The 25,515-nt window shown below is 45.0% G+C and carries 17 protein-coding genes; 14 read left to right on the top strand and 3 right to left on the bottom strand.

The features are described 5' to 3' along the window. Positions 1-73: 73 nt before the first annotated feature. A complete protein-coding gene (locus H3V14_RS06430) occupies positions 74-331 on the top strand; it encodes a hypothetical protein (protein ID WP_075870211.1) in 258 nt (85 codons plus the stop codon). 147 nt (positions 332-478) lie between these two features. Next, a complete protein-coding gene (locus tag H3V14_RS06425) occupies positions 479-1,870 on the top strand; it encodes an L-cystine transporter (RefSeq protein WP_198227410.1) in 1,392 nt (463 codons plus the stop codon). A 657-nt stretch (positions 1,871-2,527) separates the two neighbouring features. Here H3V14_RS06425 and H3V14_RS06420 read toward each other — a convergent pair. Beyond that, entirely contained in the window at positions 2,528-3,409 is an 882-nt protein-coding gene (locus H3V14_RS06420) for a methyltransferase domain-containing protein (protein ID WP_198227838.1), read from the bottom strand. A 230-nt stretch (positions 3,410-3,639) separates the two neighbouring features. On the opposite strand from H3V14_RS06420, the gene H3V14_RS06415 reads away from it, so the two are divergent. From H3V14_RS06415 to H3V14_RS06405, 3 genes are read left to right on the top strand one after another with little or no spacing between them, the layout of a single operon-like run. Then, positions 3,640-4,359 carry a ComF family protein gene (locus H3V14_RS06415; RefSeq protein ID WP_198227836.1) on the top strand — a complete coding sequence of 240 codons (720 nt, stop codon included), beginning with the start codon at positions 3,640-3,642 and terminating at the stop codon, positions 4,357-4,359. 43 nt (positions 4,360-4,402) lie between these two features. Further along, entirely contained in the window at positions 4,403-4,663 is a 261-nt protein-coding gene (gene grxC / locus H3V14_RS06410; protein WP_198227834.1) for a glutaredoxin 3, read from the top strand. After that, on the top strand, positions 4,660-5,085 hold the full coding sequence (locus tag H3V14_RS06405; protein WP_198227408.1) for a DUF1178 family protein: 426 nt from the start codon (positions 4,660-4,662) through the stop codon (positions 5,083-5,085). The genes grxC and H3V14_RS06405 overlap by 4 nt, the downstream gene beginning before the upstream one ends. A gap of 50 nt (positions 5,086-5,135) precedes the next feature. Here the strand turns inward: H3V14_RS06405 and ubiG are convergent, their stop codons facing one another. Then, positions 5,136-5,882: a bifunctional 2-polyprenyl-6-hydroxyphenol methylase/3-demethylubiquinol 3-O-methyltransferase UbiG gene (ubiG, locus tag H3V14_RS06400; protein ID WP_198227406.1), complete on the bottom strand. Its 747-nt coding sequence runs from the start codon at positions 5,880-5,882 to the stop codon at positions 5,136-5,138. 182 nt (positions 5,883-6,064) lie between these two features. On the opposite strand from ubiG, the gene H3V14_RS06395 reads away from it, so the two are divergent. Both H3V14_RS06395 and ptsP read left to right on the top strand, forming a co-directional pair. Then, positions 6,065-7,318 carry an aspartate kinase gene (locus tag H3V14_RS06395; protein ID WP_075916079.1) on the top strand — a complete coding sequence of 418 codons (1,254 nt, stop codon included), beginning with the start codon at positions 6,065-6,067 and terminating at the stop codon, positions 7,316-7,318. A 103-nt stretch (positions 7,319-7,421) separates the two neighbouring features. Continuing rightward, the gene (gene ptsP, locus H3V14_RS06390) at positions 7,422-9,689 is read left to right on the top strand and encodes a phosphoenolpyruvate--protein phosphotransferase (protein ID WP_198227404.1); all 2,268 of its coding nucleotides are present in this window, start codon (positions 7,422-7,424) and stop codon (positions 9,687-9,689) included. A gap of 435 nt (positions 9,690-10,124) precedes the next feature. On the opposite strand, the gene H3V14_RS06385 is transcribed toward ptsP, so the two are convergent. Continuing rightward, entirely contained in the window at positions 10,125-11,504 is a 1,380-nt protein-coding gene (locus tag H3V14_RS06385) for an amino acid permease (RefSeq protein ID WP_198227402.1), read from the bottom strand. A gap of 470 nt (positions 11,505-11,974) precedes the next feature. On the opposite strand from H3V14_RS06385, the gene H3V14_RS06380 reads away from it, so the two are divergent. The 7 genes from H3V14_RS06380 (at position 11,975) to yegQ (ending at position 25,440) form a co-directional block, all read left to right on the top strand. Further along, complete coding sequence (locus H3V14_RS06380; protein ID WP_198227400.1) at positions 11,975-12,781, top strand: phosphatase PAP2 family protein; 807 nt, start codon at positions 11,975-11,977, stop codon at positions 12,779-12,781. Between the two features lie 3 nt (positions 12,782-12,784). Then, positions 12,785-14,431: a phosphoethanolamine transferase gene (locus tag H3V14_RS06375; RefSeq protein ID WP_198227398.1), complete on the top strand. Its 1,647-nt coding sequence runs from the start codon at positions 12,785-12,787 to the stop codon at positions 14,429-14,431. Positions 14,432-14,434: 3 nt separating this feature from the next. After that, entirely contained in the window at positions 14,435-15,088 is a 654-nt protein-coding gene (locus H3V14_RS06370; RefSeq protein ID WP_075870221.1) for a response regulator transcription factor, read from the top strand. Continuing rightward, entirely contained in the window at positions 15,082-16,413 is a 1,332-nt protein-coding gene (locus tag H3V14_RS06365; protein WP_198227396.1) for an ATP-binding protein, read from the top strand. Before H3V14_RS06370 ends, H3V14_RS06365 begins: the two co-directional genes overlap by 7 nt. Positions 16,414-17,287: 874 nt before the next feature. Then, positions 17,288-23,032, top strand: a complete 5,745-nt coding sequence (locus tag H3V14_RS06360) for an autotransporter outer membrane beta-barrel domain-containing protein (protein ID WP_198227394.1) — start codon at positions 17,288-17,290, stop codon at positions 23,030-23,032. Between the two features lie 191 nt (positions 23,033-23,223). Continuing rightward, positions 23,224-23,724: a hypothetical protein gene (locus tag H3V14_RS06355; RefSeq protein ID WP_198213418.1), complete on the top strand. Its 501-nt coding sequence runs from the start codon at positions 23,224-23,226 to the stop codon at positions 23,722-23,724. Between the two features lie 372 nt (positions 23,725-24,096). Beyond that, positions 24,097-25,440, top strand: coding sequence for a tRNA 5-hydroxyuridine modification protein YegQ (yegQ, locus tag H3V14_RS06350; protein WP_198227392.1), 1,344 nt, complete (start codon positions 24,097-24,099; stop codon positions 25,438-25,440). Positions 25,441-25,515: the final 75 nt, after the last annotated feature.

The raw sequence follows: 25,515 nt of genomic DNA, 5'->3' as shown, positions 1-25,515 counted from the left end.
CCCAAGTCGCGCGTTAAATCCTTATTAACAGGTAACTTTTAGTCTGGCAGACGGTTACTCTGGAGTAATTATAATGCACCACCAAGAGTCTTTAAAAACAAACCGTAACGACCTTACTCAATCAGCAGGGACAGGTGTTTTGCGAATAGTATTGCTTTTTGGTTCCGTTGCCATCGCGCTTGGTCTCATCCTCGTCCCTATGTTGGGTGATCGTAAGGATGCCGAGCTGACACAATCAATTTTCCAGAATAAAGTGGATTACACAACTATGACGGGTTCGGTTAACCAGTCTGCTATCCCTCAAGTCGACACGGTAAAAGATCCTCAATAATTGTTTTGAGGTAGCATATTTTCGCTTAATTATCTTTATTATTGAAATATTTTTCTTTGAGATCATAGGTGCTGTCCCCTATATCACATGATTGGGGTACATTGATGCAATGGGTTGTTTTTATACCCGGCCATAGGACAGCTTTTAATGATCATCGGATTTATTGCCAATCTCGTCATATTCATTCTGCTACTCGTCGCAATCGCTAAAACGTCCAGAACCGGATGGAGCCTCTCCCGCCGTGTTCTGATCGGACTTGTGATTGGCATCATCTTCGGGGTTATATTGCAGTCCATTTACGGCTTGGAAAATCTGCAACTGAAAAAATCGATCGAATGGTTCAATATCGTCGGCAACGGCTATGTTCTGCTGTTACAGATGATCGTTATGCCGCTGGTATTCGCATCCATCCTTTCGGCAGTTGCACGTCTTCATTCGGCTTCGTCGCTCGGCAAAATCAGCACTATCACAATAGGCATTTTGTTGTTTACTACGTTAATTGCAGCTTTTGTTGGTGTGATGATGGTCAATCTCTTTGGCTTATCGGCCGAAGGTCTTGTTCAGGGCAGCGCCGAAAGTGCCCGACTGAGCGCTATTCAAACCAATTACATGTCCAAAGTTGCTGACATGAGTGTTCCGCAGCTCATACTTTCTTTCGTACCGAAAAATCCGTTTGCCGATCTCACCGGTGCCAATCCTACTTCTATTATAAGTGTCGTTATTTTCGCGGCATTTCTTGGTGCTGCAGCCATACGCTTGATGAAAGACAATCCGGAAAAAGGAAACGGCGTCATTTCTGCGATTGATACATTACAAGCCTGGGTCATGAAATTGGTCCGTATTGTTATCCTGCTTACCCCTTACGGTGTTTTTGCTCTTATGACAAAAGTTGCGGCAACTTCCAATGCAGCAGATATTCTGAAATTATTGGCGTTTATCGTCGCATCCTATCTCGGGCTTGCAATCATGTTTTGCATTCACGGGCTTCTGCTTGGAATTTCGGGCATTAACCCCATCCGTTTCTTTTCAAAAGTTATGCCGGTTCTGACATTTGCTTTTACCAGCCGCTCAAGTGCTGCCAGTATTCCTTTGAATATCGAAGCTTTGACCGAACGCATCGGCGTTCCGCAGTCGATTGCAGGATTTGCCGCCTCCTTCGGCGCGACAATCGGTCAAAATGGTTGCGCCGGCCTTTATCCGGCAATGCTTGCCACCATGGTAGCCCCCACCGTTGGCATCAATCCGCTAGATCCGGTCTGGATCGCGACACTCGTCGGCATTGTAACATTAAGCTCGATCGGTGTTGCAGGTGTCGGTGGCGGTGCAACATTTGCTGCCTTGATTGTTCTCCCCACAATGGGACTGCCTGTCACACTTGTTGCATTGCTGATATCAATTGAACCGTTAATCGACATGGGGCGCACAGCTTTGAATGTGAACGGCGCAATGACTGCCGCAACGATTACAAGCCAAATTTTACGCGAAACCGATAAATCGATTTTTGACTCGGATAATGATAAGGAATTGACCAATACTTGAACACGAGAAAGGCATAACACGAATGAAATTGAACACCATATTTTGGTGTTTCCAGCCTCTTTCGTTGGTGAATAACAACACGGTCGGTTGAACAACCGCATCGGCCTTTCCACGCGGAAACTCGCGTTTTTGGGTATTAAAAAATAGTGTTTTTATCAGCTTGCAATTGCTCAATAAAACTCACTCGATCATCGACGACTAAGCGCATTATTTAAAAAATCCGAAAAATAGAAAATGCATGTCTTTCGATAATGAATACACACTGGCTCAAAGATATAAATTCTCATAAAAAACTTTTCATCCCATTTCGCGCTTATCCGACGTTGTTGGCCATTTGTCATTTTCTAAAAAACTGACTAAAACCAATTGTTGCAGCTCTATAAAGCTCGACTATTTTTCAGATTTAATCATTCTCATCAAAAACGCCAAAAAACATTGTGTGCCTGTGCACAAATGTCGTAGGTTTTCAAAAATATTTTTGGTCGAATATGACTGTTCCGATATCCATTACAAACAACCTACTCATAAAATCTTTTCATAATTAAATGACGGTTTTGATTGATAGTGCCTTATTGACACATTGACCTCGTCCGGAGAGGCTTGGAAGAATACCAACTCCCTCTTCATGAACCCGGTTTATCAATACAGCATTTTGCACTAATGGGTCGATTTATCGCCTAAAACATCAGCGAGAGATATTGTTGCAGTTCCCGGGCGGGCCGGTTTTTGCTGGCTTTTATCCGGTGCCCAACCGGAGAGCCAGATGAAAGAGAAACTCGCGCGGATGCGCCCGTCCGGATCGCTAAACCGTTTTGCATAAATTTCCGCAGCACGCTCAAAAAACCTTCTGCTTACAGGGCGACGAGACCTTCCGGTAAGCCCGTTTTGCATTCCCATAGCGCGCAGGTCATCAATGAGTTGGAAAATCGTGTCATAGCGAACAGTCAAGTTCTCGACATCGCTTACCGGCATAGCAAACCCCGCTCTTTGCAGCAAACTACCGGCATCACGAATATCAGTGAACGGGTAGACTCTGGGGCTCACTCCGCCATAAAGTTCGGTTTCTGCTTCAATCAAACTTTCCCGCAACTCTCCAAGAGTGCCCGTTCCAGCCATGACGCCGAGAAAAAGACCATCAGGTTTCAAACTTTTGCGAATCTGGTTTAGCACTCCGGGGACATCATTGGTAACGCTTAAGGACATGAGTGAAATAGCAAGGTCATAAGAGCCGGTCGGTAAATCCATCAATTCGCGTCCACGCTGCAAAAACGCATGATTACCGCTTGTATAGCGCCTGTCACTCTCGACACTATCGACAACGGCAACTTTTCCGGTGTTGACAAGCGCTTCCGTTCCCGCTCCGGTATGACCGAAAAGGTCAACCGCATGAGAAAATTTCCGGTCGACCGTGAGCAACCGTTCCTGCAATTCTTCACACAAACGATTAAGTAAAAAATCACCCTTTTTACCATAACGGGTAAAAGCACGGCTTCGAAATTTCTCAATTCTATTCTGATCAAAAATCCGGGAATCTGTCATCATTCGCTATAAATTGTCACCAATCAACATATTGTATTTTAACCGTAACCGTTTAAGCTTAAAAAGCTACAGCATATTCTTTGCCATTGAAAGATTAAATCTATTCCGTTGACTTTAACAATATCTGTGAAAATTCTGTTTTCCCATCAGTTGTATCGGTAGGGGTGAAAAGATTGTCGAAGTCACATTATCCTGACAAGAGAACTTTTCTAAAAATCGGCGAACATGTCATGAATCTGCTGTTTCCACCGACATGTCCCGGATGTGGTGTTTTTGTTGAAAAAACCGGCACGATATGTCCTGAATGCTGGAAACAATTACATTTCATAACCAAGCCCTATTGCCCTGTTATGGGAACGCCTTTCACTTATGATCCAGGAGACGGTTTTCTAAGCGGGGAAGCTATACAATTTCCACCTCCGTTTGCCCGGGCGCGTTCGGTTGTCGCTCACTTTGGCCTTGCCCGAAGTCTCGTAACACGACTTAAATATGGCGACCGCACCGAACTTGCGCCATTCATGGCCGAATGGATGACCATTGCCGGAAAAGAGCTGATCGAGAGTGCCGACATGATTGTGCCGATCCCCCTCCATTACCGCAGGTTTTTAAAACGCACTTACAATCAGGCAACCGAACTTTCCCGCAATATTGCCAAAAGGACAGGAAAACCTTTGCAGCCTTTTGTTCTCAAGCGACAAAAAAATACCCGCCAGCAAGTGGGACTACTAAAAAAAGCCCGACAGCGAAATATGATAGGGGCTTTTATCGTCCCCGAGAGGGAAAAGTTAAAAATTAAAGACAAGCATATTCTGCTTGTCGATGATGTTTTTACAACCGGTTCAACCGTCCGATCGGCAACTAAGGCGCTCCTGAGAGGGGGAGCAAAAAGCGTTGATGTGCTGACTTTTTCACGCGTGTTGCCGGAGTTGTATGAAGATCCATCCTCTTGAGGAAAAAATGAAAGACACTTATATAGCGAGAATGGAGAAAGAAATGCCGCATGTAACGATTTACACCCGTCCTCACTGCCCTTATTGCGAAAGTGCCATGGAATTGTTGCAATCGAAAGGCGTTCAGTTTGAAGAAATTGATGGATCTGGTGAAAGACGCGCAGAAATGGTGAAACGTGCACATGGTCGCAATACATTTCCGCAAATTTTTATTGGTGAAAACCATATCGGCGGTTGCGATGATCTTTACGAGCTTGATCACAGCGGTAGGCTCGACACACTGCTTTTCGGGAACAACCAATGATCCGTTTTTCGCTTCATTGTGACAAGGCTCATGAGTTCGACGGCTGGTTCCGAAATAATGATGATTTTTTGGAACAAAAAAAATCCAAACTTATCCGCTGTCCTGTCTGCGATTCAACATTGATTGAAAAAACATTGATGGCGCCGGCTGTTGCGACTTCAAGAGAGCAGGAAAAAGTAGCAACGGGAATGACGGGCGAGCAGAAAAAGATGCTTGAGGAAATGCGCAAAATCACCCGAAAAGTCCGCAAGAATGCGGAATATGTCGGTGACCGTTTTGCCGAAGAAGCAAGACGCATTCATTTCAAGGAAGTGAAAGAACGCCCCATCTATGGCGAGGCCAGTTCAGAAGAGGTCTCTTCACTCGTTGATGACGGTATTCCTGTCATGCCGCTTGCAACATTGCCGGAAGATGAAAATTGATCTTCCGGAAATATATTATCTAACACTGTTAACTTTTTAAAAACAGCCCTTTATTTTAAGCGGCGGGCAAGCAGCATATAGTTGACATCCATGTTTTTGGATCTGTTCCAGCTATCTTTAAGCGGATTATAGGTGATGCCCAGTTTGTCTATCACTGTGAGACCGGCTGTATTCAATTTTTCTGTAATTTCATCAGGGGTCAGAAACTTGTTATAATCGTGTGTTCCTTTAGGTAACCACCGCAACACATACTCGGCTCCGATAATCGCAAGCCCCCAACACTTCAAAGTGCGGTTGAGTGTTGCAACAAACATCAATCCTTGCGGTTTGACCATTTTTGCACTTTCCGACATGAAAAGGTCGACATCAGACACATGTTCAACCACTTCCATATTCAAAACGACATCGAATTTTTCACCGGCTTTTGCGAGCTCTTCGGCAGTCGTTGCACGGTAATCGATAGTCAAACCGGACTGAGTCGCATGGATTTTTGCAACTTCGATATTCGTCGTCGATGCATCGGCCCCCACAACCTCAGCCCCCAAACGCGCCATCGGCTCGCATAACAGCCCGCCCCCGCAGCCGATATCAAGAAAACGTATTCCCTTGAACGGTTCTGCATCGTTGGGATCACGGTCAAAAGCTTCACAAACCTTTTCCTTGATATAGGAAAGACGCGCCGGATTGAATTTATGAAGCGGACGGAATTTTCCCCGTGGATTCCACCATTCAGCTGCAATACGCGAGAAATGGTCAACTTCGGCCTGATCTATCGTAGTACGGTGGGCTTCTGCCATGGGGTCTCTCCTAAAAGATTACGTTTATCAGTTCTGTCTTAAATGGGGCAAAGTCAAGAGACAAACAAGTAAATATGTCAGTCTTGCTTAAATTCTCAATATTGGCTATGTCAGCATAGCCGCCAAGCGCGCAATGCTTGGCTTCAGAACAATTTCAAAATTTAGAGGCGAGAGTTGTTTAAATGGCGCGCATAGTAATGAAATTCGGTGGGACTTCAGTCGCCAATATCGAGCGTATCAAAAATGTTGCGCGCCATGTCAAACGTGAAGTTGATGCCGGCAATGAAGTTGCTGTCGTGGTTTCGGCAATGGCCGGTAAAACAAACGAGCTCGTAGGCTGGACACGTGAAGCTTCGCCAATGCATGATGCACGGGAATATGATGTGGTCGTTGCTTCGGGTGAACAGGTAACAGCCGGACTTTTAGCCATCACCCTGCAATCCATGGGAATCAATGCGCGCTCGTGGCTCGGTTGGCAAATTCCGATCGAGACAGACAATGCGCACGGTGCTGCGCGCATTACAAAAATCGACGGTTCTCAATTAATCCAGCGTTTTAAGGACGGGCAGGTTGCCGTTATTGCGGGTTTTCAAGGCATTGGACCGGATAAACGTATTACGACACTTGGCCGCGGCGGTTCCGATACCAGTGCCGTTGCCGTTGCTGCAGCAGTCAAAGCTGACAGGTGCGATATTTATACCGATGTTGACGGCGTTTACACAACAGACCCGCGAATTGACCCCAAGGCACGTCGTCTGCCGAAAGTGGCATTCGAGGAAATGCTGGAGATGGCTTCCCTTGGTGCAAAAGTTTTGCAGGTGCGTTCTGTAGAACTTGCTATGGTTCACAAGGTACGCACATTTGTGCGTTCAAGTTTCGAGGATCCCGATGCTCCGGGCATGGGCGACCCTATCAATCCACCCGGAACACTCATTTGCGACGAGGATGAAATCGTGGAACAACAAGTTGTCACAGGCATTGCTTTTGCCAAAGAAGAGGCACAAATTTCTTTACGCCGTTTGGCCGACCGACCGGGAATTTCTGCAGCAATATTCGGCCCGCTCGCGGAAGAGCATGTCAATGTCGATATGATCGTGCAGAATATTTCGGAAGATGGTTCCAAAACCGACATGACATTCACTGTTCCGGCGACCGATATAGAAAAAGCCGTAGCAACGCTTGAAGCCAATAAAAAAGAAATCGGCTTTGATGTTATCCAGTCGGAAACAGACCTCGCGAAAGTTTCGATCATCGGCATAGGGATGCGTAGCCATGCAGGCGTTGCAGCCACTGCTTTCAAAGCGCTTGCAGAAAAAGGCATTAATATCCGTGCGATCACAACTTCTGAAATCAAGATTTCAATTTTGATCGATAATGCCTATACCGAATTGGCTGTAAGAACACTACATACCGTCTACGGCTTGGATAAAGGTTAAGGTATAAACATCCGGTTTTATCTCGGGAATAATGAAAAGCGGGTTGACCTTTTAAAAGCATGAGCATGAGACTTAACTATCATAATGGGAGATATGATAAATTATGCGGGAGACCCATGTAGGCCCCAAAGTTATTCTGAAGCGACTACGCGAGTTTATGGCGCGCGCCATGGACTCACAAGAACGACTTGACCTCATCGTCCGCGAGATTGCTCGCAATATGGATGCGGAAGTCTGCTCCTTTTATGTTTTGCGTTCCGACAATATGTTGGAACTTTATGCCACTGAAGGTCTTAATCCGGAAGCTGTGCACTTGTCCGAGTTACGGTTGGGGCAAGGTCTGGTCGGAACGATCGCTGCCACGGCCCGCCCGCTCAATCTGACTGATGCCAGAAAACATCCTGCCTTCACCTATCTTCCCGAAACAGGTGAAGAGATATATTCTTCATTCCTTGGTGTTCCAATCTTACGCGCCGGTCGCACTCTGGGTGTTCTTGTTGTCCAGAACCGCAACAAACGGGGTTATAGCGACGAGGAAGTCGAAGCACTCGAGACGGTTGCCATGGTTCTTGCGGAAATGGTTGCAGCAGGTGATCTGCCGCGACTTACCCGCCCCAATGTTGATGTTGATATGCGTCGCCCGTTTACACTTGTTGGCCAATCACTCAACGAAGGCATCGGCCTTGGCCATATTGTTCTTCATGAACCGCGCCTTGTTGTGACCAATCTTTTCAATGAAAATAGCGGTGCCGAGATAGAGAAGCTCACGAGAGCAATCAACTCGTTACGTCTTTCAATCGACGACATGCTTTCGAGAAGCGATGTTGCAAGCGAAGGCGAACACCGTGAAATTCTTGAAACCTATCGTATGTTCGCCAATGATCGCGGTTGGATAAGAAGGCTTGAAGAGGCTATCAAAAATGGTTTGACGGCCGAGGCTGCTGTTGAAAAAGTACAAAGTGATACGCGCGCACGTATGGTCCACTTGACGGATCCCTACTTACGCGAGCGGCTTTCGGATTTTGACGATCTTGCCAATCGCTTGCTTTACCAGCTAATGGGGCGCACGCGCGAAACCATCAATGCCGATTTGCCCACCGATTCAATTATTGTGGCTCGCTCTATGGGAGCAGCCGAATTGTTGGACTATCCGCGCGAACGGGTCCGCGGTCTCGTCTTGGAAGATGGGGCATCGACAAGCCATGTTGCTATTGTGGCGCGCGCTATGTCTATACCTGTTGTGGGACAGGTGAAAGGTGCGGTATCCTTATCCGAAAACGGGGATCCGCTGATCATTGATGGCGATGACGGCAAGGTTTATCTGCGCCCTGTACCGGATGTTGAAAGTGCTTTCGTTGAAAAAGCCAGATTTCGCGCTCGTAAACAAAAACTCTACCGCGATTTGCGGGATGTCCCGGCCAATACCAAAGATGGCCGCCACATTACCTTGCTTATCAATGCGGGTCTTCTTGTCGATCTACCGCAACTTGATGAATCGGGCGCAGAAGGCATCGGCCTTTTTCGCACTGAATTGCAGTTTATGATTGCCTCGACATTTCCTCGCGCCCATGAACAGGAAAAACTTTATCGCAATGTCTATAAGGAAATCGGTGACAAGCCTGTCACTTTCCGGACGTTGGATATCGGTGGTGACAAGGTATTGCCCTATTTCCGCAGCAAGGGCAAAGAGGAAAACCCTGCCCTTGGCTGGCGCGCCATCCGCCTTACGCTCGACAAACCGGCATTGATGAGAACGCAATTGCGCGCGCTCCTCAAAGCATCCGGCGGGCGGGAATTGCGCGTCATGCTGCCAATGGTGACAGAGGTCGGTGAAATACACCACACGCGCAAGCTTATCGACCGCGAGGTGGCCTATCTTACGCGTTTCGGTTACGTTATGCCAACGCGGTTGAAATTGGGAGCAATGGTCGAAGTACCGGCTCTCTTGTTCCAGCTTGACGAACTTATGCAAGTTGTAGACTTCGTTTCTGTTGGCTCTAATGATCTGTTTCAGTTCATGATGGCGATCGACCGTGGCAATTCTGAAATTGCTTATCGGTTTGACCAGCTCTCGACACCGTTCCTGCGTGCATTACGCAAAATCATCGAAGCCGGTGAACGCAATAACACACCGGTGACCTTGTGTGGCGAAATGGCCGGTAAACCATTACTGGCATTGGCACTTTTGGGCCTTGGCTTTACCCGCATTTCCATGACACCCTCAGCTATCGGGCCCATCAAGGCCATGTTGCTCAGACTTGATATCGGTGATTTGCAAAAAGCGATGCTTGCCGAACTTGATAAAACCACAACCGTAACGTTGCGGCACTGGCTCATGAAATATGCTGAAACGAATAATATCGCATTGTAGCACCCGTTAGAGTACCGGACATCTACTAGCGGTTTTGATCTAAAACCTTTTGCTATAGTGCTTATGTCTGTTTTTGTACTTTCGAGTAATTCTTATCTTCGGATAAGTGCTCAGACCCTGCCCTTTTCTATACCTGCCCTATTTCAAAGTGCGTTTTTTCATCACATTGCAAGTCACCAACATATTGTTTTGCAATGGAACACTTCCAAAACAGAATAAAAGCGAGCCTTGCGATGATTTACGAGAAGGATTTAATCATTCCATCGACAAGGCTTCAGCCAATTTAGAGTTTTGCGGTAAATCTTAAAAAAATGAAAATATGATAAACAGTGCGTGAACAGCCTATATTTTCATATCGTCAAATTTTTGGATTTGCCTCGTCGCAAAGTGCAAGGCCGCTTCATGTCTGATAATCGCTTGCTTCCATTTCAAGGGTTATTTTAATTTGGCATGCCCTGCTTCATTGCCTGTCCGCTTCATAATGAAATAGCAGACAAACATTAAAACGATCCATATGATACCGACGACGAGTGCAGGCGCTGTGTCTTCAAAAAATCCCAGAAGTACAATGATAAAAATCATGAAAAGGATCGCAACAAGCGGACCAACCGGCCAGAACGGAATTTGATAACGCAAGTTCTTCTGTTCGGCTTTTGACATTCTAAGGCGCATGCAAACTTGTGAAAGCAAAATCATCAGCCAGACAAAGACGGTAGCAAATGTTGCCATAGCTGCAATCAGGAAAAACAGCTTGTCATGGATAAAATAATTAAGCGCCACACCGATGACGAGAACGCAAAACATTGCCAGAACAGACAAAACCGGAATTCCGTTTTTGGAAACAAAATTAAGTTTTTTAGGAGCATGACCATCTTCGGCAAGGCCATGCAACATGCGGCCTGCCCCATATAAGTCACTGTTGATTGCAGAAATTGCCGCCGTGATCACAACAATATTGAGAATATTGGCTGCATATTTAATGCCGAGACTTTCAAAAATTGTAACAAACGGGCTCCCCTCAAGGCCGATTTTATTCCAAGGATAAAGCGACATCAAAATAGCAAGAGTTGCGACATAGAAAAACAATATCCGGAACGGAATGGCATTGATTGCCTTTGGAATATTACGATCGGCGTCTTTAACCTCGACCGCCATAAGGCCGATAATTTCAATTCCTCCAAAAGCGAAAACAACCACACTGAAAGAAGCAATGAAGCCTCCCCAGCCATTCGGCATGAAACCGCCATTGCTCCAAAGGTTATGAATGCCGGTTGCTTCATGTGTTGCTGTTCCGAAGCCGAATAACATGATGCCGAAACCGGCGATAATCATGGCAATGATCGCCGAAATTTTTACCACCGAAAGCCAGAATTCCATTTCGCCATAAATTTTTACAGCAGTGAGATTCAGTCCTGTTATGACGAGCGTAATGCCAAGCGTCCATAACCATGGCGAAACTTCAGGAAACCAGAACGCCATATAAGTTGCAAAAGCGGTAATGTCGGCAAGACAAACGAGCACCATTTCAAAAACATAGGTCCAGCCGGTAAGAAAACCGGAAAATGGACTCATATAATTGGAGGCATAGCGGCCGAACGAACCGGGAAGGGGATTATGAAGCACCATTTCGCCCAATGCACGCATGACCATAAACGCCATAACGCCTGAAATGCAGTAAGCGAGAAGAACACTGGGACCGGCAACTTTGATAGCTCCGGCCGAGCCATAAAATAATCCCGTACCGATTGCAGAACCGAGGGCTATAAAAAAAACGTGCCGCTTGTTCAGACCTTGTTTTAACGAACTGTTCTGCATTATCTATCTCTCCGCCGCAACAACCCGAATGTGTTAGTGAAATCACTATAAATATTCAAGAAAGAAAGCCGATAATTATTTAATGCTAACAAGTTAATGTGGCTTAACTCATAAATGATGTCCTTTTTGGCAATTGTTCTCTATGAAGTTTTCGGGATTTATGAAATCCATTTCTAAAGAAAAAGGCTTCTTACCGGGTGCTTCATGAATTAGGAACAAGCAATTTTGGTGAAAAATTACACGCAACTTTCTCTTTGTATTGTCAAATTTAAAAAACAGGTCACAAAAAAGAAATTGCTTCTTTTCAAGCCGTTTTCGCCGTAAACGCGGGCATTTTTAGCATAACCACCAAGCATTGCTTCAAAAATCCGCTACCGATTTCGTTAGATATCAATTCAAAGTTTATTTCTTCCGTTCAGGATACTGTCAGTTTTGGCATTTAGATGAGGGATCAAACGAGGATTCCACGAATGCGCAAAACTAAAAAACTCACTATTGCTGTTCTTGGTTGTGCAACATTGTTTTGTAGCGGTTATTATATGGGTGGCGGCGGTTACCTTAACCGTTATGGCGAACAACGCATGGTGCTCAACATTACCCCGCCCCCAGTTGGTAGCGCTGAACAACAACGTGACGAAAAAGTTTTTTTAAAGACCCGTACGTATAAAGACAGTGCGCGTTGGAAACAGGCTATAAACGACGCTAACGCGACACAAACGGAGCTTATTCAAAGTTTCGGGTGTGCAACGGGATATCGGTTAGAGCCGAAAAATATGCCGAATTTCGTTAAGCTCTTTACAAAAATTAATGATGACGCAGAGAGATTAACACGAAAATCCAAGAAAGAATTCAAAATCCCTCGTCCTTATATCGCTTATGGTGGTGCTTCTTGTAAGACGTCGGCGGGATATGATTATCCGTCCGGTCATGCCATGGAAGGTTGGACCTTGGCACGTTTACTTGTTGAATTTTTTCCCGAACGTCGCGCGGCAATCTTTGCACATGCACGAAGTTTTGCTGAAAGCCGGGTGATTTGCGGCGTTCACAGCGTCAGCGCTGTCGAAGTCGATGAAGATTATTCCGAAAAACTCATCAATCGCTTGAAAAAGCTTCCGGCTTTCCAAGATGATCTATCAAACGCAAGAAGTGAAATGGGAAAATTGGAAAAATGGCCCGATGTCAACGCGAAATGCGAAAAATTTCCTGCCGAATACGTCAAACCATTTTCTATCAGAATGTCGTTATCCCGTCACTACTCCGCTAATGTTGTGAGGTAAACTATGTTTCGCCCGATTATGAAATATCGCCCCGCAATCAGTAGCGTGACATTGTCAATCATCGTTGCACTTTATATGCTTGTGGTGTTCAACCGGACCTTCTGGCAACATGTTTTTCAGGCCTTTAACTATGATTTTGCACCGATCACAGCAATTGCTGTTGGTGTCGCCTGTCTCTTCATTGCTTTGACAGTCACAGTTTCGGTTAAATATCTTATCAAGCCGGTATTCATAATCTTTATTCTTGCGGGAAGTGTCGCAAGCTGGTTCACCGATGAATTCGGAACAATAATCGACCGCGATATGATTGCCAATGCTATAGAAACCACCCCGGCCGAAGCTTCCAACCTGCTTTCGCCAATGTTCTTTTCCCATCTTTTCCTGACCGGTGTTCTCCCGTGCCTACTGATATTATGGGTTAAGGTCAAACATTTTCCAATTCTGAAAAAAGTGCTTTTCAACCTTTCTGTCATTGTTCCCTGCCTGTTAATTGCCGTTTTCTGTACACTGATCACATCGCGCCAGCTGATCTCGACTTTGCGCGAACACAATGAAATTGTTCGTATCGTCAACCCCATTCTACCGATCGGTAATGCAGTCAAATATGTCGTCCGCAGAGAGCACGAAAAAACCCACGTTTTTAAACAGGTGGGGCTTGATGCCAAGGTCGTGCCCTTAGAACCACAGAATCATCGCCCGCGTGTAATGGTTGTTGTCGCCGGTGAAACAGCACGAGCGGAAGATTTTTCACTTCAAGGATATGATAAAGAAACCAATCCGGAACTAAAAAAACGGGATATCATCTATTTTTCGCATACGACATCATGCGGCACGGCAACTGCCCAGTCACTTCCTTGCATGTTTTCTCCCTATCCAAGAAAAGAGTTTACGATCGCGCGTGCTATTTCAACAAATAGTCTTCCCGATATTTTGCAAAATGCCGGCGTAAATGTAGAGTGGTGGGAAAACAATACGGGGAGCAAAGGCGTTGCCGACCGCGTAAAGACTGTTTCTTTTTACGGTTCGAAAAACCCGTCATTCTGCATTGACGGCGAATGTCAAGATGGCATCATGCTCAAGCAATTGGGAGAATGGCTCGATCACATCGATCACGACAGTGTATTGTTCATCCACCAACTGGGCAGTCATGGGCCTGCCTATTTCGAGCGTTATCCGGAAACGTTCAGGCATTTTCGCCCCGATTGCCGGAAAACCGTTTTCAGTGAATGCAAGCCCGAAGAAATCCGCAATGCTTATGACAATACCATTCTCTACACAGACTATTTCTTAAGTGCGATTATCGACGCACTTAACGAGAAAGCAGGAAAATTCGATTCCGCCATGTTTTACATGTCGGATCACGGTGAATCGTTAGGCGAAAACGGCCTATATCTTCATGGAATGCCCTATTCCATAGCGCCTAAAGAACAAACGCATATCCCTTTTATTTTGTGGATATCACCAGCCTTTGCCAATACGATGAAACTGGATCTCGGCTGTGTGAAAAGAGACTCCGACATTAGACAAATGTCCCACGACAATCTTTTTCCTTCCGTCCTGACTATGATGAATGTAAAAACAACGCTTAAAGATGATCGACTTGATATTTTCAAATCTTGTCAAGCCAGTCAGGTAGCAATGGAAAAATAAACAATGCGTGTATTGCTGATTGAAGATGACAAATCACTTGGTCGTGCTGTGCGCGACCATTTGATCAACCAGAATAATGCTGTCGATTGGGCTGAGACCCTCGAAGATGCCTATTCCGCCGTTGCAACTACGCATTATGATTTTATCTTGTTGGACTTGCGTCTTCCAGATGGAAGCGGACTGGACTTTCTCAAAAATATCCGTGCAAAAAACCTTGGCTCACCGGTTGTTATTCTCACTGCACATGATCAGATTAGCGAGCGGATTGAAGGATTAAACAGCGGTGCGGACGATTATATTGTAAAACCGTTCGACCTTTATGAGCTAACCGCCCGAATTGGCGCTGTTGCACGCCGGACAAACGGCCTTTCGAAATCCGAGATAAGAATTGGTTCGATGACTTTGGACATGGAAAACAAAAGACTTTTCATCGACAACAAGGAAGTCGAATTGAGTTCACGCGAATGGGCCATTATAGAACATATGGCAACCCATCCCAATATGCTCGTCACCAAAGCTCAAATTGAAGATACAATCTATGCGTTCGGTTCGGAAGTCGAAAGCAATACAGTTGAAGTTTATATCAGCCGTCTACGCAAAAAAATCGGCAAGGACCGCATCAAGACACATCATGGACGCGGGTATAGCTTATGTTGAATTTCAGACATAAGAAAAAAAGCCTGACAAGGCGTGTCATCGTTTCAGCCACATGCGCCAATCTGGTTTTTTGGGTGATCGCCTGCCTCATGGCCGCTTTTGTCATGTATGAAGAATATGGCGAATCCTTTGACGGCACATTGCAGGTGACCGCAGAACGGCTTCTTCCATTAGCCCTTCAAGATGTTCGCGATAATGACAAGGATACCGACCTTCTGGTTAAAACCGATAATCACTCCACACCGGCAGAATACACAACCTATCAGGTACTTGACCGCAACGGAAAAATGGTGATGCGTTCGGAAGATGCGCCTTCCAATCCTTATGGCGTTCCTTTGACAACAGGATTTTTCAAAACAAAAAAATGGCGTGTTTATTCGCTCGTCAGTCAGGATGGTGATTATCTCATTCAAGTTGCCGACAGGCTTTCAGAGCGGCGTGAAGCGGCTCGCGAGGCAATGACAGCAATGCTTATTCCTGCCTTACTGATTATTCCGCTCAGCATGCTTGCAATCGGCTTTATTGTTCGCAACCAATTGCGCCCAATCAAAAAATTAAGTGAAACAATAGGAACAAAAGACACCGGCAATATGCAAGCCATTGAATCGCGATCTATGCCGGATGAATTCCAACCTATTATCGGTTCGGTCAATAGCCTGCTTGCAAAGCTGAAAGCGGCATTGGAAGCGGAGCGATCGTTTACTTCCAACAGTGCACACGAAATACGAACGCCTATCGCAGCGGCATTAGCTCATACGCAAGTTTTGATTGAAGAAACGCCGACACTTTATCATCCGCGAGCCAAAGAAGTTGAAAATGCTTTGCAGCGTTTGCGTCGTTTAAGCGAAAAGCTTCTGCAACTTGCCCGCGCGGACGCCCAACTTGGTACAAGTGAAAAACCTGTTGATCTTATTCCGTTTATCGACGCTGTTATAGAGGATTTCAATCGCGCCAATATTACGAAAGGCCGGCTTGTTACGACCTATTATGTAACAGTTCTCGAAAAACACCTTAATGGTGATGCATTCGGCGTCATCATACGCAATCTGTTAGAAAATGCATTGAACTATAGTTTTGAAGGTTCAATTGTCGATATTTCGATCAATAAAGATAAAATCGTTATAGCCAATGATTGCCCCGTTGTTTCCCCATCAAAAATCGAATTGCTAAGTCAACGTTTTTATCGCGGAGAGAACCACAAGGAAGGATCCGGATTGGGACTATCCATAGTCGAGGCTTTAGCTAAGACGATGCCTATCGAAATCTCATATTCATCTCCACGCGAAGGAAGTTCCCGAGGCTTCGAAGTAACAATCAAGCTGTGACTGATAACTATATTTTCCGTTGCCTTTCAAGAATATCTATGCCGGAATATAATTCTGAAGATAAAAATGAAAAATCCGACGAGTAAGAGATTATTTACAGCAAAAAATGTTAAACCGCGCCGGCACAAAGCGGATAGGTCATACTCTTCTTTGACAAAAAAGATTTAGTCTTAAGTCGCCGGAAACTCGATAATTATTTATAATTTTTGAGCACATCATTGTTCACAAAAATCCTGACGATGAAAATAACCTATTAATTGCATTAATTGTGGTGTGCCGGAAATGATTCGAACAATAAAGTTATAATGGATCATTCTTGAAGGAGGCCGTCTGTCGGCTCGTTAAACAGCATTCTTATCAAACAGCTATTATGGAAACTGAAACTACAATCTTAGGATTTATTGATTTTTCTTTTAAAAGTACAGTTCGGCAGACGTTGTTATCCGTTTAAGAAATTTCACATAAATGCCTGACAATTTCATCGTTCAATTTCAAAATTGCTACGCGTTTTTCGAGTTATATTTTTACCCTACAAAATAGGCAATCCGGATCATAATTTTCCGATCCGGTACAATAATAAATCATCCCGATGAACCGGTTATGCCGGATATCAAAAAGACATCACGCGCCGATTTTAAATACCTATTGATATTTATCAAGTAACATGACACACGATTTATGTGTATTTAAATGTTTTTTGATATTAAACCGTATGTTGTTTAATAATAGTTTACATATATATAATGTAATACTTCTTTATGCCGTAATTACCTTGTAAAATAGGGGGAAGGAATTTTTCGTTTTACTGCAAAGATCAACCCGTAATTCCATGATTTTGAACGCAAAATCACAAGATTCAAAGGGGCCGACGGTAATGTCGAAGTTAAAAAAACAATACAAAAAATTTTGCGATCAGGGTCTAGGATATCGAATTTTTCTTGCCACAAAATCGGGATTAAAACGCAAACTTTCCACACTTGCTGCCTCTTCTGCCATCTTTGCAGGAAGCTTGATAAGCAATGTCTATGCTGAAAATTATTGTAAAACGCAAGGCGGCTGGACTTCCGGTACGATTGCAACCAACAATAGTTGTACGGTAACGAATGAAAACTTCAATCCGGTAGATAGCGACAATTATTGGGGCGCTGCTCTTGCTTCCGGATCAGGTGAAGCACTGAAAATCAATGGTAATTTTTCGGATATCAACAACGGAAAATCCGGTATTAGTCAACTTGACGATCTGGGAAATTACGATCCCGCCACTAAAGGCCAGACCAAATTCGTTTTAGGTGGAACGCAAGCTGTTCGTCTGACTGATAACGCCGGTCAATCTTATACGATCAATGTGTACCAAGACAGTTCTTTTACTGTTTCCGATTGGGGTAACGAAAAAGTTCTGGTAACGGAATCGGTCGGAGACCAGCAATATGTAAGTTCAGGATTTGGAAAAGCTGAAAACGGCGGTCACATTGATATAAATTTTGATGATTTCAAGGGAAACAACAAGTACGGTGACGATAAGACCGTATATCTTGCTCTGAAAGACTCGAATTTGACATGGGCAGACGGTTCCGGCAGTGTCGTAGAATGGCATTCAAAGAATTCGTTTGAATCACGAGCCTATTACCTCCCGGATGATGACATTATCAACCGGATTAATGTCCCGGAATTTCCGCACAGTTTTACCGATTACAAAGGGGAAATGCGGACCATTAATTCTATCGATGATTTGAAAGCTTACAACAGAGAACTTATAGCTGCACTTCAAAGCAAGGATTATCCCGATTTTAAAACCCAACAGGCTTATAACGATGCTTTTAACAAAGCCAATCCGAAATCCATAGAAAAAGCCATACAAGGTCCGGGAAGCGATTATCCTAAAAGTGATGAAATATTTAAGCCCACAGGTAATACGCGCGCAATGTATGCCAGTAATGGCGGTAAGATAATTGTCAAATCGGGTGGCCAGATCGATACCGAGTTTGACCAAGGGGAAATGGCAGGTACACTCGTCGCAGAAGGCGGGAGCATTGTGGAGGTCGAGTCTGGTGCCATTGTCTCGTCACGACGAAATTCCACAATTATCCTCGGTAAGGATAATGAAGTTTCCAAAGCTCACACTTTCGGTACCAATAACGGTGTGGTCAATTCGGGCTTCAGAGAATCCCGTATACATGACACCACAAAAGACAGTCAGGAATTTTCTTATGGCACTGCTGTCGAAGCGTTTTATGGTGGAACTATTGAGAATAACGGCATCATTAATGTAGCAGGCAATCGCGGAGAAGAAACCCCCTTTGCTTATAGTAACGGTTTTTATCTGTATAAAGTCGGCACTGGAACAAACAATGGTATTATAAACATCGGCGTCAACAATGATCCCCTGAACGGTCGATATGTCGGCGTCGCCATCGAAAGCAACTATTCAAAATTTACGAACAGCGAAACCGGAGTTATTTATATCGGACGGGCTGCAGAATATGATACAACAACGCCGGAAGAAACGGCTGATACAAGCAATAGTAATAATGCCGAATTTTATGGTATCAGGGCATATGACAAAGCTGAAGCTATAAATAACGGAAAAATCATCATCGGTTCAAAAATGCAAAATGCTTCAGCTATGGCTGCCGATGTTCCGACAGATCCCGGCAAACAAGCGATTAATTTAAAACTGATAAATAACGGAACCATCATCATCAATGGTGCTGTCAACAACGGTTCCCAGTTAAATAGTGCCCGTAACTTCGGTATGAAAACGATTAATAACGGCTTGGATAACGAAGTTACCAATAATGGCCTTATCGAACTTAATGGATATAACGGTGTTGGCGTCTATGTTCTCGCGACATCCGGTAATTCAATTAACGCCAATGATGCCTTGGCCACGCTTACCAATAACAGCGTCATAAAAATTTCCAGCCCGCCCCAGAACGGCCCATTGATACGAAATTACGGCGTCTGGGTGGAAGGCCGCCCCAACGACATGTATTATGCTCGCGCCAAAATTGATGGAACGATAGAACTGGCAGGCGACGGCGCGGTCGGTGTCTATGTCAAGGATGGCGGCCAAGCGGATGTTACGGAACATGCCAATCCGCAATTTGTAAGCGGCAAACAACAGATCGGTTTTTATGTCTACGGTGCGCAAAGTAAAATTGTAAACAGCACAAAAGCGATGAATGTAACGACAACTGCATCAAATCTTTTCCGTATTGACGGTGGTGCAAGCTTTTTGGGACAAGGAGAAGAGTTAACAGCTTCCGGTGAAAATAGCGTCATTCTCGAGGGGGCAGGAAGAGCGTCCGATACGGCAAGTCAAATAATTACCAAGGACGCGAAGCTCACAGTTACCGGAAAAGGTGCGGCGGCTGTATTAATCAATGGCGGAGCTTATGGAGAAATTAGCGAAAAAGGTAACACAGAACGCCAGATTTATCTTTCAGGAGAAGGTGCCATCGGAGGGATTGTTGATGGTCGTTATCACCGGATTGATGCGACCTATACCGAAGAAGTAGACCTGAACACAAAGTTGGTTAATTACGCCAAAATCAACACCGATTCACCAAATGTAACAGGATTCATTGCGCGCAATAGTGGTCTTCTTGTCAATTATGGCGTTATCACCATGACAAACACTGAGAATGCCACCGGCATCCATGTCATTGAGGGTGGACGTTTGGAAAATCATGGTGATATTACTGTCTCGAACGGTGTCGGACTGCATATAGAGGGCCTTTCGGGCACCGACACGCGCGCGAATGTTGCAAATGCCAGCACTATAACAGTAAATGATGGAAAAGCCGGTATTTATCTGGAAAAGAATGCTTTTTTAAATGCGACCGGAAGTCAGGGTAAGATCAAAGTTTCGGGAAGTGCCCATGGCGTTTTGCTGAATTCGGATGCAAAAGGAATAGTTCTCGGCGTTGATGAAATAACTGTTTCGGCTGGCGGAAATGGTAATGGTGTAGAAAATAACATCGTTTCAAATGACCCTGAATTCGCTGCCGAAATCGCTTTTAAACAGGCTACAATCAATGTCGAGGGTAGCGGTTCCGGTATTCGTACTGCCGTTGGTCTTGTTACGCATTATCTGGATGAGAATAATGTGTCGCAAGTGTCTAACGTCACAATCAATGTTGGCGCCAACGGTGTCGGTTATGATTTAAGAAATGCAAGTCTATCCGATCCGGTTCTTCGGTCGAATGCCGTAATCGGGCAGGCTTATACAATCAATGCATCCGATCATGCGATTGGTTTGCGTACCAATACCAGCGGCGAAGTCAGCAACCAGTCAACTGTTTTGTTAAAAGAAGGTGCTAGCGGCACTGCTTGGCTTGCCGGTACAGCTTCCAAAGTACAAAATGACGGCGTCCTTGACTCGAAGAGTGCCAACGGTCTTTTGGTTGATCTCGCAAATAGGCCGACCAACGCTTCTTCCGGAACAACATTCATTAATACGAGGCAATTAACTGCCCAATCAGCCACTTCTGTTGCAGTACGGGGAAGTGAACTTGGCGACACCTTCGTTTTTACAAACAGCACGTCAAACATACGTGGACTTCTTAAAGCTGGCAAAGGATCGGATAGCCTCACCTGGTCGGGTGGACGTTGGGAAGGCGGTTTCGATATGGGAGAAGGAGACAATGACAATGCAACGATTTCCGGCCCTGTCGACACAAGCAACTTCAGCCATGCACTGGCCGGTCAAGGCAATAACAAGCAACTGACACTTCAAACCACAACCATAACCGGTGGTTCATTCAATCAGGATGATTTAACCAACGGCGTAAATTTTGGCGCGGATTGGAATAAAATTGCTCTTACCGACGGCACCCGTTTAACTTTGACAGATAATGTTTTTACAAACGGCGATCTTGATTTTGAAATCGGCAAGCAAAGTACATTGATCGTCGACCACACCAAGTATCGCGGTACGGACGAAGCGCCAACGCTTTATAGCGAGGCAGATATCACTCGAAAAGCCGGAACTTTGGCACTGACAAATAACGGTCTCATTGATATGGGGAACAAAACACCCGACGGCATTACCGATAAACTGGTCATCAAAGGCAATTACCATAGTGATAATGGCTCTATCCGGCTAAATAGCAGTCTTGGAAACGATGGAGCTCCCTCCGATATGGTTGTTATTGATGGGGGAACTGTTTCCGGTACGACGACCCTGTTCATCGACGATCTCTCCAATAACACGAAAAGTGCAATTACAAAATATGAAGGAATAAAAGTCGTCGACGCCAGAAATGGCGCTCTTACAAACAACGATAGTTTCGTCATCGGCTCAGGATGGGGACGTGGCTACCGGCGCGACGACGGTGTGATGGCTGTTGCCGGATCCCATACTGCCTATGCCTATACACTTGCCCGTGGTCCGCTAAAGAAAGCGCGCGATCACGACGCCTATAACGACAACGAATACGCATACGATTGGTATCTTAGAAGCGGACAAGATAATTCAAATAATTCCGACGACGATAACAACAATACCGGTGGTAACAGTGGCGACGGCGGTAACAACAGCAACGGCTCGCATGGCGGGGGAAGCAATCAAGGTGGTACAGGTACAGACCGACCGGAACAGGCGAAACCTTATTATGGCCCGTCAGTCCCGCTTTATGAAGCATATCCACAAGTTCTGACGAGTCTCAATCGTTTGTCGACGTTGCAGCAACGAGTTGGTAACCGCTTTTGGGCGGATGGAACCGATAATACGGTGAATGAAGTTCATCTTTCCGATCAAGCCTCGACGCTTATTGAACACAACGGCTTTTGGGGCCGCATGGAAGGGAGCACAGGCAAAGTAACCCCCTCACGCTCGCTGACCGATGAAAATTACGGTCTTGATCTATGGCGCATGCAAAGCGGGATTGATGGTGCACTCGTAGAAAATGCCAACGGGATCATGATTGGATCTTTGAGCGGTCATTTCGGTCGTGCGGAAGCATCTGTCCGCTCCGATGACGGGCATGGCAAAGTCGAGGCGAACGGATATGGTATAGGGGCTGCAGCGACTTGGTATGGGTTCAATGGCAGCTATGTCGATTTACAATCGCAATCCACCTGGTATGAAACCGATTTCAATTCCAAGAATTTTACCCGTTCGGATACTGAAAACCAAAACGGTTTCGGCTATGCTCTTTCGGCAGAGGCCGGTCATCGGTTAAAATTGACAGAAACATGGGATATAACACCGCAAATCCAACTTTCTTATTCGTCGATAGATTTTGACAGTTTTCGTGATGGCTTGAATACAAAAGTGTCTCTGAAAGATGGTGACAGTCTGGAAGGCCGTGCCGGTATCGCTTTCAGCAGAGATAAAACGTGGATATCCGATAGCGGAGACCGGCGTCGCACACTTCTATATGGCATAGGTAATCTTTATTACGAATTTCTCGATGGAACGAAAGTGAATGTTTCCGGCACTTCGTTCCGGAATGAAAATGAAGATTTTCAAGCCGGACTTGGATTGGGTGGCAGTTATAATTGGAATAATGATAATTGGTCACTCTATGGCGAAACAAATATACGCGGTGCGTTCAAAAACGTCAGCGATAATTACAGTTTTGGCGGCACAGTAGGTTTGAGAATTAAATTCTGAGTTTGAAGAGGGATCGTTCTTCATCCATGCGATGGGGAATAATCCTTGAAGTCCGTTCCGGTTGAAAAACCGAAAACCTCAATTACCCTGAATGACAATTCCGCGTTCATTCTCTTTTTATCCAAACACTGGACTTTTTATCTTCCGACATAACTATTCATTTATTCGTTCAAACAATGGGGCAATATTCCATGTCTTTATGGGTAGAGGTTAACGATAAGATGCAACACGGCTATCGCTATGAACGCGTGTGTGAAGAGGGAAAAAACTTTTCAGCCGATTTTGAACCGCAGTTAACCCCTAAGCAAATGTTGGAAATGGGCGTTTTCGGCGGTAAATATATGACCGATTGCAGAAACGAGTTTCCTTCCAACTGGTTTGAAAACGCAAAATTATCACCCGAAGGCAAACGGGCGGACATGAATTATTATGGTGTATTGGCCGGAAAACCGCTTTCCTATTGGAAGGCTAAAGGCTGGATTTATGACAATGACCCTCGCGGCTGGTTCCAGTGGTATTGCCGTTATTATTCGGGCCGCCGTATCGAAGGCGAAGATGAGCGGCAGATCAAACGTTGGAAGCAGATGCACCGCCATGTCGCACAGCTCAGAAAAAACTGTGAACCCGATGATTTTTTCTGTCGTCCGCGCCAGCGTCAGGCACTTCTCCAATGGGCTTATTTTTGTGATTGAGGTTTACTTTCATCCTGCTTCAATCAAATCGGCCGTCTAAGCCGTGTCCACCAACTTGGCCACCTAAGCCGTGGCCGTCTATGGCGTATAATGATGATTTCTGCCTGAATAAAAAATTCGATCGTTATAGCGCATATTTTCTTTGCCCGCGCATTTTTACCCGCGCATTTTAATTCAAGCAGTTTTAACCTACTATTTTAAATTATATTTTTTGAAATTCTGTCGGTCGTTAACTCTCCCTTCATCCTTCAATTCCGGTAAAACCGCATATTGCCATGAAGATTAATCTCGAGAAATTATGTTTCCTGACAGGTTGAACGGATAGGCCAGTTCTGCTAAACAACAGCTCAATTTTCAAGGCTCTTTCAATCAATGTCAAAACTTCATAAAACCGAATTGTTAAGTCCTGCGGGCACATTGAAATCTATGCGCTACGCTTTCGCCTATGGTGCGGATGCGGTTTATGCAGGCCAACCCCGTTACAGCTTGCGGGTGCGCAATAATGAATTCAATCATGAAGAAAATTTGAAGATAGGCATTGATGAAGCGCATTCTCAGGGAAAAAAATTCTATGTTGTCGTCAATATCGCTCCCCACAACAGCAAGCTTAAAAGCTTTGTGAGCGAATTAAAACCTGTTATCGACATGAATCCCGATGCTCTCATCATGTCCGATCCGGGATTGATTATGATGGTGCGGGAAAATTTTCCCGATGTGGATATTCACCTTTCGGTGCAATCGAATGCAGTCAATTGGGCAACCGTCAAATTCTGGAAAAGCATGGGGTTGACGCGTGTCATTCTCTCAAGGGAATTGTCACTGAAGGAAATTGAAGAAATCCGTGAAAATGTTCCCGACATCGAATTGGAAGTCTTTGTTCATGGTGCGTTATGCATGGCCTATTCAGGGCGTTGCCTTCTTTCGGGCTATATCAACCACCGCGACGCCAATCAGGGAACGTGTACGAATGCCTGCCGCTGGAAATATGGTGTTGAGGAAGGCGTCGAAAATGAACTTGGCGAGATTGTCAAAGTTGAAGAGACGGTAAGCGGGGAAATTCAACCCGATCTTGGTGAAGGGCCAACCACCGACAAGGTATTTGTGCTTCATGACGCAAATCGACCGGAAGCCGAAATGACTGCGTTTGAAGACGAGCATGGTACATATATCATGAATTCGAAAGACCTTCGCGCTGTCCAATATGTCGAAAAACTGATCAATATCGGTGTCAATTCGTTAAAAATCGAAGGGCGCACGAAATCGCATTATTATGTTGCCCGAACCGCACAGGTTTATCGCAAGGCAATAGATGATGCTCTGGCCGGCCGCCCCTTTGACGACAATTTGATGGTGGTTCTGGAATCGCTTGCCCACCGTGGTTATACCGAAGGCTTTTTGCAACGCCATAAACATAAAGAATACCAGAATTATGCAACCGGCTCCTCGCTTCCCGGCCGCCAGCAATTTGTTGGCGAATTTACCGGAAAACGCGTAAACGGGCTTGCGGAAGTCGCTGTCAAAAACCGCTTTGAATTGAATGACAAAGTGGAAATGATGACACCGGATGGCGATATCAATTTTACAATAAAATCACTGAAAAATAAAAAGAACGAAGACATTACTGTAGCACCCGGTGACGGACATATTGTCTACATTCCCATCCCTGAAGATGTTCAATTGAATTATGCTTTATTGATGCGGTATGTTTCAGCATAATTCTTAAAATATTTTTATTTAACTTGAAAATTATCTTAATTAAATATATACTCATGCCATATCGTTTGGCATGAT

It is taken from the genome of Bartonella sp. W8151 (assembly GCF_016100385.1).
Taxonomy (GTDB): Bacteria; Pseudomonadota; Alphaproteobacteria; order Rhizobiales; family Rhizobiaceae; genus Bartonella; species Bartonella apis.
Note: the sequence above shows the minus strand (reverse complement) of the source record. Positions and strands in the feature narration are given on the sequence as shown.